13 protein-coding genes are annotated in these 16,948 nt (G+C 42.1%); 4 read left to right on the forward strand and 9 right to left on the reverse strand.

Translation table 11 applies throughout. The annotated features are described in order from the left end of the window. Nucleotides 1–61: 61 nt before the first annotated feature. The 6 genes from IGK85_RS12535 to IGK85_RS12560 all read right to left on the reverse strand — a co-directional run bounded on the left by IGK85_RS12535 (nucleotide 62) and on the right by IGK85_RS12560 (nucleotide 8,659). Nucleotides 62–1,576, reverse strand: a complete 1,515-nt coding sequence (locus IGK85_RS12535) for an extracellular solute-binding protein (RefSeq protein WP_005234195.1) — start codon at nucleotides 1,574–1,576, stop codon at nucleotides 62–64. Between the two features lie 419 nt (nucleotides 1,577–1,995). Beyond that, entirely contained in the window at nucleotides 1,996–3,249 is a 1,254-nt protein-coding gene (locus IGK85_RS12540; RefSeq protein ID WP_008380756.1) for a glycoside hydrolase family 28 protein, read from the reverse strand. Nucleotides 3,250–3,673: 424 nt separating this feature from the next. Next, nucleotides 3,674–5,287 (reverse strand): glycosyl hydrolase family 28 protein, encoded by a 1,614-nt coding sequence (locus IGK85_RS12545; protein ID WP_008380754.1) that lies wholly within the window; start codon nucleotides 5,285–5,287, stop codon nucleotides 3,674–3,676. 75 nt (nucleotides 5,288–5,362) lie between these two features. Then, nucleotides 5,363–6,196, reverse strand: coding sequence for a carbohydrate ABC transporter permease (locus tag IGK85_RS12550; RefSeq protein ID WP_005234188.1), 834 nt, complete (start codon nucleotides 6,194–6,196; stop codon nucleotides 5,363–5,365). Nucleotides 6,197–6,199: 3 nt separating this feature from the next. After that, the gene (locus IGK85_RS12555; RefSeq protein WP_016608843.1) at nucleotides 6,200–7,159 is read right to left on the reverse strand and encodes a carbohydrate ABC transporter permease; all 960 of its coding nucleotides are present in this window, start codon (nucleotides 7,157–7,159) and stop codon (nucleotides 6,200–6,202) included. Nucleotides 7,160–7,348: 189 nt separating this feature from the next. Further along, nucleotides 7,349–8,659, reverse strand: a complete 1,311-nt coding sequence (locus tag IGK85_RS12560; RefSeq protein WP_005234184.1) for an ABC transporter substrate-binding protein — start codon at nucleotides 8,657–8,659, stop codon at nucleotides 7,349–7,351. A gap of 264 nt (nucleotides 8,660–8,923) precedes the next feature. Here IGK85_RS12560 and IGK85_RS12565 point away from each other — a divergent pair, with 264 nt between their 5' ends. Genes IGK85_RS12565 through IGK85_RS12575 form a run of 3 tightly spaced genes read left to right on the forward strand, consistent with a single transcriptional unit; the run spans nucleotide 8,924 to nucleotide 12,766 of the window. Further along, the gene (locus IGK85_RS12565; RefSeq protein WP_008380749.1) at nucleotides 8,924–9,580 is read left to right on the forward strand and encodes a DUF624 domain-containing protein; all 657 of its coding nucleotides are present in this window, start codon (nucleotides 8,924–8,926) and stop codon (nucleotides 9,578–9,580) included. Then, nucleotides 9,549–11,318 (forward strand): sensor histidine kinase, encoded by a 1,770-nt coding sequence (locus IGK85_RS12570; RefSeq protein ID WP_008380747.1) that lies wholly within the window; start codon nucleotides 9,549–9,551, stop codon nucleotides 11,316–11,318. The genes IGK85_RS12565 and IGK85_RS12570 overlap by 32 nt, the downstream gene beginning before the upstream one ends. After that, nucleotides 11,315–12,766 carry a response regulator gene (locus tag IGK85_RS12575; RefSeq protein WP_005234181.1) on the forward strand — a complete coding sequence of 484 codons (1,452 nt, stop codon included), beginning with the start codon at nucleotides 11,315–11,317 and terminating at the stop codon, nucleotides 12,764–12,766. Before IGK85_RS12570 ends, IGK85_RS12575 begins: the two co-directional genes overlap by 4 nt. A 155-nt stretch (nucleotides 12,767–12,921) precedes the next feature. Here the strand turns inward: IGK85_RS12575 and rhaM are convergent, their stop codons facing one another. After that, nucleotides 12,922–13,233, reverse strand: a complete 312-nt coding sequence (rhaM, locus tag IGK85_RS12580) for an L-rhamnose mutarotase (protein ID WP_008380743.1) — start codon at nucleotides 13,231–13,233, stop codon at nucleotides 12,922–12,924. 39 nt (nucleotides 13,234–13,272) lie between these two features. Further along, nucleotides 13,273–14,379 (reverse strand): glycoside hydrolase family 88/105 protein, encoded by a 1,107-nt coding sequence (locus IGK85_RS12585; protein WP_008380741.1) that lies wholly within the window; start codon nucleotides 14,377–14,379, stop codon nucleotides 13,273–13,275. A gap of 132 nt (nucleotides 14,380–14,511) precedes the next feature. On the opposite strand from IGK85_RS12585, the gene IGK85_RS12590 reads away from it, so the two are divergent. Beyond that, complete coding sequence (locus IGK85_RS12590; RefSeq protein ID WP_008380738.1) at nucleotides 14,512–15,396, forward strand: AraC family transcriptional regulator; 885 nt, start codon at nucleotides 14,512–14,514, stop codon at nucleotides 15,394–15,396. A 122-nt stretch (nucleotides 15,397–15,518) separates the two neighbouring features. Here the strand turns inward: IGK85_RS12590 and IGK85_RS12595 are convergent, their stop codons facing one another. After that, on the reverse strand, nucleotides 15,519–16,943 hold the full coding sequence (locus IGK85_RS12595; RefSeq protein ID WP_008380737.1) for a 6-phospho-beta-glucosidase: 1,425 nt from the start codon (nucleotides 16,941–16,943) through the stop codon (nucleotides 15,519–15,521). Nucleotides 16,944–16,948: the final 5 nt, after the last annotated feature.

Here is a 16,948-nt window from a genome sequence, read left to right on the forward strand (position 1 = left end):
AAAAATTATTGAAAAAGAAAAAGGTTGAGAGCAAGATCCACTCAACCTTCTTCGACTGTCGTTATTGTGCTTGATGAAGGGCATTCGTTTCTTCCATCAGCTGCGTGCCTCCTTGATTCTTCCAAAGTTCGATCGCAGCTTCCCAACCCGCTTCATCGATTTGTCCTGCGATAAATTGAACCCGCGCATCACTAATGATCTGATCAAGCTGTGCCCCTTTTGTTACATACGTATCTGTATTATAGGAGGCTGCTGGGTTAAAGACAGCGTGCTCTAAATCAGCTTCCATCAATGACAATCGTTTTTCATAGCTTTCAGTAGCCGCTTCTGTATCAGGCTTAGCAATATAGTACAGGGTATCTTCCGTTACATTCATCCCAATTTGTGAGTACCCTTTGACCGCATTGGCTAACGCTTCAGCTTCTGATCCTTCTAGTGCGACGGACATTCCATCCACTACTTCAAAATTGATTCCTTCGATTCCGTTGTTCAGCAATACCTGTGCTTCTTTATCATTTAATTTATCAAGGAACGTCAACACCTCTTTTAGATGTTCCTCTGTCTGGACACTCGACTTAGGAATCGCCAAGAAACCAGAATAGCCATCTGTCGGTAACGCATTCATCGTACCGCTATTATCTTTTAAATTCCCTGTAAAGACGACGAGGTCTTCTTCTCCAGCTTGCAATAATTTATTACTGATTTGTGCTGCTCGTGAATACGTATCAATAATGATCCCACCACGTCCATTGATAAACGGCTCATCCCATTTATCTGCTGCCATGGTTGCAAAATCACGATTGACATAGCCTTGTTCCACCATATCTTTAACAAATTGCATTGATTCTAGGTATTCTGGTTGCATAAAGGATGGCTCTAAAGTGCCGTCTATTTCTTTCCAAGCATTTCCTGCCCCAAACCAAGTAGCTAACACATCGTAAGGACTATTTGAATTGATCGAGCCAGGCCATTGGGGAATAATCAAACCAAACGTATCATTTTCACCATTCCCATCGGGATCGTTCTCAGTAAATGCTTTGGCAATCTCATAAAGATCATCGATCGTTTCTGGTACCTCTAAGTTTAAGTTTTCTAACCAATCTTTTCGGATGATCACCGCCGTCCGCATCGCATCACGTTTCCGATAAATTCCGTACACTTTGCCATTCACAGAAGAATTACGCAAAACATCCTCGTTAGACTGAGAGAGATTAGGATAATCAGCTAAATAGTCGGTCAAATCCCAAAAAGCCCCATTTTCTGCTGACTTGATAAATCCTCCTGATTTTCCTTGAATGACCATCACTTCTGGAATATCATCTGAAGCTAACGTAATATTCATTTTATCCTCATAGGATGTATTGGGTGCCCAGGTAATATCAATGTTTTTGCCAGTGTAAGCTTCTAATTGTTTCAAAATCTCGTTGTCACTTGCAGGTGGTTCAGTTTCAATGTACGGCGATAAAATCGAAATCGTATCATAATCTGTTGTGGAACCTGCTTCCTCCTTCCCACATGCCGACAAAAAGGCGACTGATAGTAACCCCAAACCAAGAATCGTACTTAATTTTTTCACTACTTTTCCTCCTTAGATTTTGTTGTTGAGCTCGATTAAATAAACCGCTTTCAATACCAAAAGCATAACGAAAAGCAGGATTTCCAGCAATTGACATTTTTTGTTAATCGTTGATATATGGCTGGGTAGGGAGTTTTGCTCTACATTTGCAGGTATCGTAAATTATAGGAAAAAAGAATAAATAGTTCTTCGTGTTCTTAGTTCGCTCAATTAATTTAATTATCGCAGTTTTTCTGATTCCTATCATTCTTAAATTCTCGTTGTAGAAAAAGTAGCCTAAGTACTGATGTTCTTATTCGTGAGAGATTTGGAAACATCTTATCATGAAAAAAAGACCAACTCATTGGTCTTTTTTGATAATTCATCAGTTTTGTAGTACTAAGCGGATCACCACTCATTCATATCCGACAGAAAGAGTACTACCGCTCATACACATCATTTTGATCCAAGGTTGGCGCTAACGCAGTGACGATCGTTTCCACCATCTTTAAGTTTTCGACCCCTGCAATCTTGCCGAACTCGTCGGCATGGATGGAAAGATTTTTCATTGTTAGATTGCGGATCGGTTCTGCTGGGCTGGCCTCGATGAAGAAAGCACGCACGCTTTGTTGTCCTATTTTGGTAGCTTGCACGTTTTCAATAGTAATGTCGCAGACCTTTGCTGGACCTACTGGAATAGCAGGTTGTGCCATCAATTTGTGCCAATAGTCGGGAATCTCTTCCGCATAATCAGCTGGCAGTTCTGGATAACTATAATCTGGGTACCAATTTGTTTGTAAGAGAAAAGGAAAGCCAACATCCTTCATCGTTAAATCCGAAGCAGTGACCTTGCGTATAAATCCACCTCGATTGTTAGCGGATTTGATCCGAAACCCTGCCCCAGTTTGCTCAAAGACGACTTTTTGGATTTTGATCTCTTCGATCCCACCTGAAGTTTCACTGCCAATGGCAATTCCTGAACCGTACCCTAACTGACAGTCTTTGATCGTGATTTTCCGACAGCTTCTTTGCTGGGCTAAGGCTTCTGCCCCACGTCCCGCCTTGATCGAGATATTGTCATCGTTGCAGGAAATGTAGGCATTTTGAATGGTGACTTCTTCACAGGAATCAATATCGATGCCATCAGTACTAGGCCCTTTTCCATTGTCTATCGTGATGCCGTCGATCAATATGTGGTGAGAATACGTGATTTGTGTATTCCAAAAACCCGACTGTACCGACGAAATATCTTTGATGGTTACTTGCTGACTTTCATAAACAAGGATATTTCGTGGACGCTTGCAATCATAATCTGCTGCCCAGCGTAAGCCTTTCTTTGCATAATCCGCCATCATCCCGCTGGCTTCATCTGTTCCCCAAAACGTTTGCCACCATGTTTCTCCACGACCATCAAGTTTCCCTTTTCCCGAGATCATGACATTTTCTGCGTGAAAAACATTGATCATCGCTGCAGGCCACTTCATATTGATCCCTGCGACCCGATTATCTACTTCGGGATAATCGGCCAGTTCTTGACTACCATACAGAATCGTATCCTCTGAGACAATCAAGTGCACATTGCTTTTTAAAAACAACGCGCCGATTTGATAGGCGCCGGGTGGTGTAATCACTGTTCCCTGCACAGTTGATGCTTGGTCAATTTCTCGTTGCAATAATTGCGTGATGTCTTCCATTCTTGCTTACCTCCTACGCTTTTGTTTTACGCTACAAATAGGTTTATCGATATCCATGACTTTTAAAAATTTGCGCATCGCCAACCTTTTTTCATCTATCATTTATTTGGATAGAACTAAGTGCTTCTTACTGGCGCTGTCCATCAAGTAAAGCGTTCCTCTTGGCACATCTCGTTGTCTTTTCCCATGTGCTTTCTGGCGTCCTTTTTTCCTACATTCTTTACTATAGTCCCCTTAGCGGCAAAAGAAAGTCCTTTTTGATTTCTGAGGATCGTCTTTTTTTGTAACGTCCTTTCTTGTTAGAAAAATGCGCCTTTTTGTCTACAAAAGCAAAAAGGCGCAACCTGTCAAGGAAGGAAATAAGGTGCTTAACTAACTGTTTCTCATTGGGAAAACCAACGCAGATCATTTCCAAAAGCTTGTTCTACGTGCGTTTCTTTTGCCCCACCATGGATAGTTCGACTGTTTCTTGGCAACTTATTGCGTCACTTATAGCCGCTCGATCAATGATGGCTGCTTCTTTAAAGCTGATCTCCTGACACTGTTCAAAAATCATTTTCTTTTGCCCTTTAGCTGATTCAAAGGCAACTGACTCAAAAGTAACGCGTTGGATCGGTGAAACCTGCTGTGCTTGTTCATCGACAAACCCTTTTAGCTCGACCAAAGGGTTCTGCCCTACGATACGGGTATTCTTGACCAAAATATCCGAAATGATCGGTAACTGTTGTGCTGCCTGACCATCGGCATTGTAAGCAACAGGATGAGCCATGAAACGATCCAACAGGCAATCGGTGATCGTCACTTGACGAATATAGCCACCACGATCATTCTGCGCTTTCAATTCTAGCCCATAAAGCGTATTGGTCAGTTGACAATCTCGAAAAGCGATATTTTCAACACCACCAGATTGCTCACTACCAATCGCGATGCCATGTCCCCCTCGAATAGCCAAATCAAACAGCCGAATATTTTTCGCTGGTCTATTGATCTGATTTCCTTCTGGATTTTTGCCAGATTTGATTGCGATACAATCATCGCCCGTATCAAAAACGGTGTCAAAAATCAGCAAATTTTGCGAAGAATCTGGGTCCCAACCATCGCCATTGTCGATGCCTTTGGACTGAATAGTCACCCCATGGGTCACAACGGTGTCACAGTAAATCATATGAACAGTCCAGCATGGTGGATCAATCAACGTCAGCTCTGTCAAATGGATGTTTTTGGCCTGCATCATACAGATCAAACGTCCCCTTACTCGTCTTCCAGGTTTTCCATCAGAAACATATTCTGGATACTGTTCACGGTCTGCATAAGGGTTTCGCATCGCTAGTCCTAATGGATTCCCGCCACCAATGATCGTTCCTTTGCCACAAAGACGGACATTTTCACAAACGATACGCCCTCGATCGCCCCGATCGATATACCCAATGTTGATCAATGAACGAAAACAAAACAATTCCCAGCCTTCATAACGGCTTAATGGCAACCCCTCTTGATTCACGCTTCCTAAATAATCGTGAGGGGCAACCCGATACGTTTCTATGTCGAGGCTTGCTTGCAATGTGCCATCTACCTGAAAAATCATATTGCTTTTTAGCTCCAACGCACCAGAAAGGATCACTGCCCCTGTTGGGATCCAGACAGTGCCATTGCTAGGGCAATCGTTGATCGCTTGCTGGAGAATGGCGGTACTATCTTCTTTGCCTGCGCTATCAGCATGGTAGGGTGCTTGCGTAACATCTAACAAAACACTTTTTTTCTTTGTACGAAAGGTCGTCGTGACTGCGGTATTTGTAAGCAGGCACCCCTGATGATCGAGGCAGATGATCGTTACTTGATACGTTTGATCGGCAGATAAGTTTGTCAACGTCCAATGCGTCTTGTTTGTTGGTCTGGTTTGGATCAAATCGTTGTCTAAAAACAATTGATAACCAAAAATAGCTTGGGCGTGCAGCGGCTTCTCCCAAATAAGGGTCGCTTGATGAGCGCCGATCGTGCTTGGTACCACATGAAAATCAATTACTTGAAATGGTTGCATCGGTTTGTCCTTTCTTCAACGAATTCATTCAATAGAAAAAAGATATTCCAAAACAGCGAATATCTTTTTCCACACTTATTTAAGACCAGTCGTGCTGATGCCTTCAACAATGTATTTTTGGAAAATAAAGAAGATGATCAACACAGGCAGCAAGGAGACGACAGACATCGCGAACATCGCTCCCCAATTGGAGGTGCTGCTAGCATCTAGGAACTGCTTTAAGGCAATCGATACCGTGTAGTTTTGCGGACGTGTAAGGTACAGCATCGGTCCGATCAGTTCTTCCCATTTCCAATAGAAAGAGAAGATCGCAGCGTTTGCCAAGGAAGGCTTCATCAACGGTAGAATCACACGGAAGAAAATACCGACCCGTCCACAGCCGTCCATTTTTGCTGCTTCATCTAAATCTGTCGGGATCGCAGAGACAAATTGAACCATCATGAAAATAAAGAAAGCTTGTCCGAAGTATGAAGGAACGGTTACCGGACGAATCGAGTTAAGCCAGCCTAATTGATTGAACCAAAGATACTGAGGCACCATGATGATCTCTTGCGGCAGCATCATCGTGACCAAGATACAAGCAAACCAAAAGCCTTTTCCTTTGAAAGGAATTCGACCAAATCCATAAGAAATGACAGCCGAAGAACAGACCGCCCCTACCATTGAAATCAACGCGATTTGCAACGAGTTGAAAATATAGCGAATGAAGGGAATCCCTGCGATCCCTTCAAACCCCTTGGTAAAATTTTCTAACGTCCAGCTTCGGGGGATCAACTCCGTTGCCGTTCGAAAAATGTCACTACTAGGTTTAAAGGCACTAAACAGCAGCCAGAAAATCGGATAAAGCATCAGTAATGCAGCAACTAAGATCACGGCATCAAAGAAATAATTTTGTTTTTGTTCACGCATCAATCAAACCTCCTCGTTTTCTTTAAACACCCAAAATTTCGATGTTGCGAACAACAGAATCGTAATCAACCCAACGATGACCAGTAAAATCCACGCTAAGGCTGAAGCATAGCCCATTTTGAAATCGGTAAAGGCTCGTTGATACATGTACAAGGAATAGACTAACGTGCCGTTACGGGGTGAACCCGTCCCATTCGAAATGATAAACGCAGGTGTAAAGGTCAAAAAGGCCATGATCGTTTGATAGATCAGATTGAAAAAGATGATTGGCGTCAGGACTGGAACCGTGATATTGAAAAACTGTCTGATTTTTCCTGCCCCATCAATTTCTGCCGCTTCGTAATAATCTTTCGGAATATTTTTCAAACCGGATAAGAAAATCAACATCGACGAGCCAAATTGCCACGCTGCTAATAAAATCAAGGTCATCAACGCTAAGCCAGGACTTTTAAAGAAGTAGATCGGGTCTAAGCCGATCGCCGCTAGCACGCCATTGATCAACCCTGAATCGCCAAAAAGATTCCGCCACATGATCGAGACCGCCACGCTCCCACCTAAAATCGAAGGGATATAAAATAATACCCGATAAGCGCCGCTTAATTTCGATGGGCGGTTGATCAGCATCGCCACTGCTAATGCGACGATCAGCCGTAAAGGGACTGCCAACACAACATATTTCAGCGTAACAGTCAGTGACTGAACAAACTTGGGATCATTCGTAAAAATCGTCTTAAAGTTATTCCAGCCAACAAATTGCGCCTCTGTCAATAAATCATAGTCATGAAAAGACATAAAAAGAGAAATCCCCATCGGGACGATAATAAAAGCAAAAAAGCCAATGATGAAGGGTGAGATAAATAAGTAGCCTGTAACCATATTCTGTTTTGATTCTGGTAATCGATTAAACCAGCTTTTGAGTTTCCCAGGCTCTTTTGCCGTGGGTGATTTTGATTGTAGTTCCATAATTTTCACTTCCTACCTCCTATAGTTGATTACGCTTACAAGTTGATTTTAACGAAGTGCTTCTTAAGAATGAATAGAAAAAAAAGCACAGAAATGTGAAAAACTAGAGGACCTATATTTTTTTCCTCCAGTGCTTCTCCTAAAAAAACGCCTTTACTGAAAAAGTCAGTAAAGGCGCCGCATCTATGCTTATTGATAGTTTTCTGCAAAAATTTCTTCGCAGCGTTGCGTAAAGGCATCATAAGTTTCTTCTGGTGTCATCGTGCCATAAGTGATCTCTGCGTACAGCTCTTTAAAGTACGTGTTGATTTCAGCAAACCCAATTGGTGGGATTGGGGATGGATCACCGACGATGTCTGCAATATCATCTAAGAAATCAGATGACTCTTGCTCTTCTGGTGTCATGTCGGCATAAAGCAATTCTTTGATGGCATCATTAGAAGGAATTCCCCGCTCAGTACCGATGATCTTATTGGCTTCTTCACTATTCACTAAAAAGTCAACAAACTTCGCAGCTGCTTCTTTTGATTCAGAAGCATTCGCGATCGAATAAAAGAACCCTGGTCGATACGCCATCGCCCCGTTTTCTGAGTCGAATGGACGAGCCAAGTTGATTTCGACATCTTCTGCGGCGGAGGCTTTATAAGTCAAGTATTGATTGGACCAAGTCATCATATAGGCTGCTTTTCCTTGTGAAAACGGATATTGATCCATACTGTTGGCATTGCTAGTCACTTCTGCGGTTGGCATTGCTTTGGCTTCCGTAAGATCCGCGATAGCCCCCATAAATTCAACCCAGTTTTCTTTGGTAAAACCGATCTCTGGTTTGCCGTCCGCATCGTATTTGTATAGATCTTCACCTTTAGTGCGTAAAAAATATTGCAAAATCGTACTGTTGTCATTGTTATCATTCCAACCGTAATCACCTGTTGCTTCAGCGATCGCTGCCGTACTTTCTACAAGGTCATCGAAGGTATAATTGCTAAAGTCGATCCCAGTGCCCCCTTGTTCTACCAATGATGGATTGTAGAGCATCGCCATAGTATTGACAGAAGTTGGTATGCCAAAAATGTTTCCATCTAACTCGCCAGTTGCTAAAATCGATTCTTTGATATCATCGGTTTGAATCTCATTGCCGATAAATTCCGACATATCTGCTAATTGATTTTTCGTTCCATATTGCGCAATGTACTGCACATCCATCTGGATCACATCAGGTAATTCTCCAGAAGCCGCTTTTGTTGCTAGTTTTTTCCAATGGTCATCCCAAGAACCATATTCATATTCAACTTTGATGTCAGGATTTTGTTTCTCAAATTCTTTGATTGATTCGATATACTTCTCGTGTCTGACTTCTGAGCCCCACCAGGTAAAGGAAATCGTCGTTTTCCCATCTGCATCAGCTTCTGAGCTTCCGCTACTATTGCCGTTGTTGCCACAAGCTGCTAAGGTCGCACCAAGAAACAACAAGCTCGCTGCTTTAAAAAAAGTTTTCTTCATTCTTCTACACTCCTTTTTGTTTGCGCTTACAAGCTGATTGTAATGGAAATCCTCGTTAATAAAAATGAAAAAACAAGAGCAAATATGTGAAAAACTAGACTGTCGTTTTTGCTGAAGGCTAAGCCTTCACGGGCAATAGCTAGAAAAAAATAGAAAAACAGATGAAAAATGTAAAAAAACAGACATGCTCTATTTTTTCCAATATACTATGCTATACTAGCGTTGAAAAGGCTTTCTTTTCAAAAAACAAGGTAGGTGGAAACAATGAAAAAAATACAAACCGGACTGTTTCGTCTTTTTACGGTAACAGCTTATTTTGCTAAATTAAACCTTTTATGGCTTTTCTTTACCCTTTTAGGATTGGGGATCTTTGGCTTCGGTCCTGCCACCGCTGTCACGATCAAATGTTTACATGATTTTCGTAAAACTGGCCATGACTATTCGGTTGTTGCCTTCTGGCAAGCCTACAAGCAAGCCTTTCGCACCTTTTCCCTTTTTGGCATTGGACTATTAAGTACAGTACTCCTGTTATTGTTTAACTTACGGATCACTCATTTTTTCCCGACTGAAATGGCTTGGCTGCGCCCTGTCTATTTACTTTTAACGATTCTCCTCCTTTACACTGCATTCATCAGCTTTATGACCTATGCCAAAGCCGAACAACACGCTTGGAAACAGACCTTGTACGTCAGTATCTTTCTAGTCTTTCGCTACCCACTGCAAGACCTTGCCTTGTTGTTTACCTGGTATTTATTGTTTCTCTTATTGACTGCCAAAACCTCTTTGTTACTCGTCTTTGGACTGGTGATTTTCTTGTTCTTCGCTGAATTTTTTCATGGTCAGATGATTGAAAAAACCAAACAATTGCAAGCAAAGCGAGGCAGTGTCCATGAAGTCCCAGAAGCTGATCAATCACTTTAAAAAGCAGCCTTTTGAGCGACAGTTACATTTTGTCTTTTTTGCGACGGTGGCAATTATCGTCTCATTGGCTGTTCTCCTGACCTTAGTTTGGCGACAAGTCTACATGGCGCAGCTGAAAGAAGCCGCGTATAAAGATGTCTCGATCATTTCAACAAATATCGCCAAGCGTTTAACTGCCGTCGAAACCCTCTCTTTTCGCATTATCGATAGTGCACCGATCCAAAATGGCCTACAAAGGATCTTGGCACAAGATTCCTTGCAATCCTTAGAGGCGATCGACCAAAAGAATGCCTTAAGTGCAGAAATCAACGCCCTCGTACGCAATGAATCAACGATTCAAAACGTCTATCTCTTTACCCCAACGAACGAAAACATGATCAACTTTCTAGCCGAGACCGACCATATCTTTAATGGCCAAACCATCAAAGATATGATCGAGACTTTGCCCGATAAGCCTGCCAAAGGGAGTTGGTTTTTTGCAAAAGACCTTTCTCAAGGCGTCTACCTGCGAAAAATCTATTCAACAGCCGATCTTTCTTTAACCTATATTGGTACGGTGATATTTCTAGTGAATACGTCCTTCTTTCGTAACGAGATCGAAAGTCTTCCCATTGTCTCCGAACAAAACCAATTTTTCATGGCGTATCAGAACCAATTTTATAGTACCGCAAATGACGAGCAAACCCTCGCTGCGGATCAAAATACCTTGCAGCAAAAAATGGAAACCTTCCAGCGATCGATCGGCTCCATGACGTTTGATAATCGCCAGTACTACTACGCAATGGATCGGAAGACGATGCCGAATATGACCTTCATTTATTTACTGCCTGAAAATCAAGTCTTAGCTGATCTTTATAAACTACAAGGCCTTTCCATCGCTGTGAGTTTGCCTTTTTTATGTTTGATTATTGTTGTGATTCGGAAAATAAGCAATCAGCTGACCCGCCCTTTAGCTGACTTGGCTTCGCAAATGGCAGTTCTGCGGAAAACGAAAAAACTGGCCTCTTTAAAGACCCTCGCTGTCCCAGAAAATAGTCAAGAAGAGATCATGGTCCTTTATGAAAGCTACAATACGATGATCGATGAATTAAATGCCTTGATCAAGGACAATTATGAAATGCGTATATTGTCCCAAGAAATCGAATTTAAAGGATTGCAAGCGCAATTAGATCCACATTTTCTATACAATACGTTAGACTCGATCAACTGGATCGCCATTGAAAATCAGCAGTGGCAGATCTCAGAGATGGTCACCTCCCTTGCCTATTTGTTTCGAAAAAAAATCGATACCAAGTCTGACTTCACAACGCTACAAGATGAATTAGATATCGTGCACGCCTATATCAATATTCAAAACGTTCGCTTCGGGAAACGGATCGAGTATATCGAAGTAATTTTGGTGAATGACTTGTCCTTTAAGATTCCTAAGTTACTGATTCAACCATTGATTGAAAATGTCTTTAAATACGCGGTCAATGATATGAAGGAGACGTGTCGCCTCGTCCTTACGATTGAACAACAAGCAACCTTTCTCCAAGTCAGTGTCTCTGACAATGGCCCTGGTTTTAAAGCCAACTTCTCGATTGAAAAAGAAGGCGGCATCGGATTGACCAATATTCAAAAACGATTGCAACTGCATTATGGTGATCAAGCGTCCTTAGCCATCGTCTCCTCGATTCCCTTCAAAAAGACGACGGTGCGCTTTGTGATCCCCTTAAAAGGAGTGAGTGAAACATGAAAAATATCCTCGTTGTTGACGATGAACCCTTGATAGCAAATGGTGTGGCTAACCTCGTTGCTTCTTTTGATTTCCCATTAGTGGTCAAAGGAATTTACACAGACAGTGAAGAAGCCTTGGCATTTTGTCAGCAAAACACCATCGACATCGTGATTACCGACATCAATATGCCTAAAGTCAATGGACTTGCCTTGATCAAAAAATTAAAAGCCATCAATCCTGCGATTCAAATCATTATTTTGACAGGCTTTGGCAGCTTCTCCTTTGCCAAAGAAGCGATGGCTTTAGGGGTCAAATTTTTCCTTGAAAAACCTGTTTTTCCGAGCAAGCTTTCAGAAGCGTTGGCTGAGACGATCGAACGTTCTGAACGTCGTCAAATGGAATCTACCCTCTATTTAAAACAACAAATTGAACAATACATCAATAGCTGCGGAGAAGAACCGCTGCCTGAATCGTTCGTTTTTCCATTTTGTATGTACTTATTTGATTCGAAATTCTATCACGCCATCGCCAAGCGGATCGAAAGCTATGAGAACCATCACGAGTTGGTGATCGGTCATCAAAACAAAGTTGGCTATATCCTGAACTTCAGTACGGAAAATACCTTTAATCTCTTTTTTAAAACGAAGGTACAGGCTGCGCATCTAGGAAAAGGGATCGCCATCAATTGCTGGGTCGAAACCCCCGAAAAATTTTTACTCAGTTATCATTTAGGCAAGCGGAACTTGGATAAGGAGTTTTATTTTGATACCTTTGAAGTCATCCAAGAAGCCCAAATCTCACAAGAAAATGTCTATGAAAATAGTCTCTATATGGAATACCGTGAAAAACTTTTGGCATTGATCGACAAAGGCGAACTGACTTTAGCCCAAGTTCTTACGGAAAACTTTTTTTCTACCTGTCGCATGGAGCTTTACCCTGTCCAACTATTGCGGCTGCAGGTCAACGATTTGTTATCGGCAATTTTTGAAAACCATCGCATCAAAAAAGACATCTACTTTGATGACTATTCCCCAAAGATCATGCTCTTGAATAATTGGCACGAACTCCAGTTTATGCTGCTTCACTGTATCGATTTGATGCGGGGCAGCTTAGACGATAGCGAGAACATGCAGCTGTCCCAAAAAGTCAACCTGATCATCGAAGAATATTATGACCATGAAGCATTGTCATTGAAATGGATCGCCGCCCATCTTTTGTACTTAAATCCTGAATACTTAGGAAAAACCTATTACAAAGAAACCGGGATTCGCTTCAATCAAAAATTAGCCGAATACCGCATCCAAAAAGCACAAGAACTGCTGAAGAAAAACTACAAAGTCTACGAAGTGGCAGCGATGACGGGCTTTAGTAATGCCCCCGAATATTTTGTTCAAACGTTTAAAAAGATTACCGGTATGACACCAAAGAAATTTTTGAAGCAGCAAGAAAAAGCACTTCTCTCTTAACGTTTCTTCTATCCGAAATGACTGTGTTGCTATTTCAACAAAAGAGGTAGTCCGCTCACATTCGTGAGCGAACTACCTCTTTGACTAACCAGTAATTGATGTCAAACAATTGATGCGACCGTGTTCGTTTTAAGAAATAAACATTTTTGTCTAGCTTACAGCGTAAAGACTTCCTTTAACTCCTGTGTCACTGGCGAATCATCCGGATTTGTTTCCATAAGTTCTGCCATGTAATGCCACCATTTTTGGTTGATCTCGGTTGCCGCTAACTGCTGCCAGCGGGTTTCATCTTCAATCTCAAGGTAGCCAAACAACGCAAGGCTTTCTGGATCTAAGAAAATCTGGTAGCTTTTCGCCCCGTGTGCTATGAGCTGCTCTTTTAGTTCTGGCCATAGTTCGCGATGCCGTTTTTCATATTCTGCTTCATAACCAGGATGTAGCTTCATCCGAATCGCTTTTTTGATCATCTTTGTCTGCTCCTCTCTTTATTACGTAAGGTGTTTAACTTAACAAAATGAAACCAATAGTTCAGTAAATGCTAAAACTGTCAGTGATTGCCCGTAAGGCATTGCTGTAATCGCGATGTTTTTGTAGTACTCCAAGTCTTCTCCCATTCCAGTACCGATGGAAACATTTTGGACTTCTCCATCTTCTGCGACTTGTTCGATCAAACCGGCTAACGCTTTATAGGCAACATCTTCCCAAGCTTTGTCAATGTAACGCTTATGAACGGCTTTTAAAATCCCATAGGCAAAACCAGCCGTCGCAGAAGCCTCCACATACGAGCTAGGATCATCTAACAAGGTGTGCCACAAACCACTTTCATCTTGCATTTCTTGCAAGGCAGCTAGTTGGTCTAAGAGGGTATTGATCAAGAAGCCTCGTAACGCATCTCCTTCTTGCAAGTCGAGAATGTCAATGATCTCAGGAATCGCAATGGTGATCCAGCAGTTGCCTCTTGCCCAAAGCGCTTGCGCATAATTGTGGCGTTCTTCAAAGGTCCAGCCGTGGAACCAAAGACCAGTTTTTTTATCAACTAAGTATTTGATATGGATCATAAATTGTTGTTTTGCTTCTTCGATATAGGCCGGACGATTCAGCAACATGCCAATTTTCGCCAAAGGCAAAGCGGTCATCATCAAGGTATCGTCCCAAAGCTGGTTGCGATTTTCTGGTCCATAGGTCGCATGCTGCAGACCATTTTCATCGGTTCGCGGCATATCATGCATGACCCATTCCGCCCATTGTTCAAGGTACGGCAAGTAACGAGAATCTTTGGTGTCTTCATAAAGATACGCCATTGCCAAAAGCGGCGCCATCGTGTTGACATTTTTAGGCGGCGCGCCTTCTAACATCCGCTGCTCAAACCATTCTTCCACAACTTGGAGCGCTTTGGGATTTTTGGTGATTTGGTAGTTTTTATAAATGCCGTATAGTCCCACCCCTTGCGGCCAGTTCCAAATCCCCCAGCTTTTATCATCAACGATCAAGCCGTCAAAGTCTAATAGAAATTCGCCATTATCATCCTTGATCGTCGTTAAATTTTCGATCATGCGATCAATTTTTTCTTCTACAACACGTTTTTCCACAAATAACTGTTCTAAAATCACCATTGGGTTCATCCTCTCATTTCTCTTTGATAGATTGATCGTAACACGCTTACATTTACACAAAAATAGCAGTTATTGACACTTTACTATCTATTCTTGTATGATAAAAACAAACGAGTACGAAAGGAGCCAATCATGGAGAAGCAAAGTGCGGATACGATGATCAACGATCGTTTTGAGGCCTTTCATATCAAAGACATCGTAGAAGAAAACAATACCCTTTATCATTACCATAGTTTTTATGAGATTCACTGTACCTTAAAAGGATCAGCGGTCTTCTTTATCGATGGCGGAGAATTCCCTCTAGAACCTGGTACGATCATCTTGATTCCTCCAAACGTCTTGCATCGAATCGTTCATCAAACTTCTGATTTTTTCGAGCGAACCTACCTGTATATCAATCCTAGTTATCTCGCTGCCCTCTCCACTACCCAAACAGATCTCACTGCCTGTTTTCGTAGCAACGGCGGCATCAACAGTCGTATTTTATCGATCGATGCCGACCAACTAGACCAGCTATTGCGTCCTTTACGCAAAAAAACGGATAGCAATTATGGCACCGACTTACTTTATCAAAATCATTTGATTGCGTTTTTGATTTCCATCAATACGATTGCCTATCAGGAAAAAGAACCGCTATTTTTATCCGACTCACTCTATAAAAATAAAGACATTTTGGCTGCTATTACCTATATCAATCAGCATTTGACCGCTGATCTCTCCTTAGAGACCGTCGCCAAAGCCCTTTTCATGAGCCCATACTCGCTTTCAAGGACCTTCAAAAAAGAAACTGGCGTCGCCTTTCATGCCTATGTGGTAAAGAAACGACTCTTAAAGAGCAAAGAAATTTTACGTAAAACCAGAAGCGCCACCGCCACGTTCGAAGCTTGCGGCTTCAACTCCTATACCCATTTTTTACGCTGCTTTAAACAAGAATTTCAGCTGACACCAAAAGAATTTTTACAAGAAGAAGCCCAAAATCAGTTTGTCCGTTTTACGCATTTTGCAGGGAAAAAATAGCAAGCCGTTGCAAAGCGCCAATCATTGGCTCGTGAAAAAAGAGTTGCTGCTTCCCTTTCCTGATGTTAGATGACACAATACAAAAAGAATGACACGAGGAAATGTGTCATTCTTTTTGTATGCTATAAAACTTCCCCATTTGAAGCGATCACTTTTTTATACCACTCAAAGGATTTTTTCTTGGTTCGTTTCAAGGTGCCGTTGCCTTGATCGTCTCGATCCACGTAGATAAAGCCGTAGCGTTTACTCATTTGACCGGTGCTGGCTGCTACAAGATCAATACAACCCCAAGTAGTATAACCAAGTAGTTCCACGCCATCGATCGTCACTGCATCTTTGAAGGCTTGAATATGTTTTTTTAAATAGTCGATCCGATAATCGTCTGCGACAAACCCATTCTCATCAGGGGTATCGATCGCCCCTAACCCATTTTCTACGATAAACAACGGTTTTTGATAGCGATCATACAATTGATTCAATGAATTTCTCAGTCCTAACGGATCAATCTGCCACCCCCACTCAGTCGATGATAGATGTTCATTTTTAATTGATGGAAAGAGATTCCCTGTCGCTTGCGCATAGTCTTCTGGGTGGGCACTGACCGTTCGCGAACAGTAATAAGAAAAACTGACAAAATCAACAGGAGAAGCCTCTAAAATCGCCTCGTCCTCAGGTGTTATTTTGATTGTTAAGCCTTCTCGCTCAAATTTTTTCAAGGCATAATTGGGGTATTTGCCTCGGGCTTGCACATCGATAAAGAAATAGCCTTCGCGATCACGATCGATTGCTTCTTGATAATCTTCAGGTCGGCAAGTATAAGGATAATGACTGCCACCAGCCAGCATACAACCAACTTGATTGGTCGGATCGATTTCATGAGCCTTTTGGGTTGCTAAGGCACTGGCGACTAACTGATGATGCGCTGCTTGGTATTTGATTTCTTGACGATTGTCCCCTTCTTTAAAGACGATCCCGCCACCTACAAAAGGCTGATGCAGCAAAATATTGATTTCATTGATCGTCAGCCAATATTTGACCAACCCGCGATAGCGCTGGAAGACGGTTTCCGCATAGGTCACATAGAAATCAATGAGCCGACGATTTTTCCAGCCCCCAGATTCCTTGATCAAATGCAGCGGAACATCGAAGTGGGCAATCGTGACCAATGGCTCGATTTGATGTTTTCTCAATTCTTTGAAGATTTTCTCATAAAAAAGCAGTCCTTCTTCGTTGGGCTCTTCGTCATTGCCATTTGGAAAAATCCTTGACCAAGAAAGTGACATCCGATACACTTTGAAACCCATTTCGGCAAAAAGGGCAATATCTTCCATATAATGGTGATACATATCAATGGCCGTTTGGGCTGGATAAAAAGAATCTTCCTGCCATTCTAACATCTCCAACTTACCAGCAGCGACTCTTGCGCGATCAGGACCAGTTGGTAAGAGGTCGACATTTGATAAGCCACGTCCTCCTGCTAATACACCACCTTCTGCTTGATTGGCAGCCGTTGCACCGCCCCATAAAAAATCATCTGATAATCCCATGTTAT

The organism is Enterococcus sp. AZ015, assembly GCF_050499225.1.
GTDB lineage: Bacteria > Bacillota > Bacilli > Lactobacillales > Enterococcaceae > Enterococcus_D > Enterococcus_D entomosocium.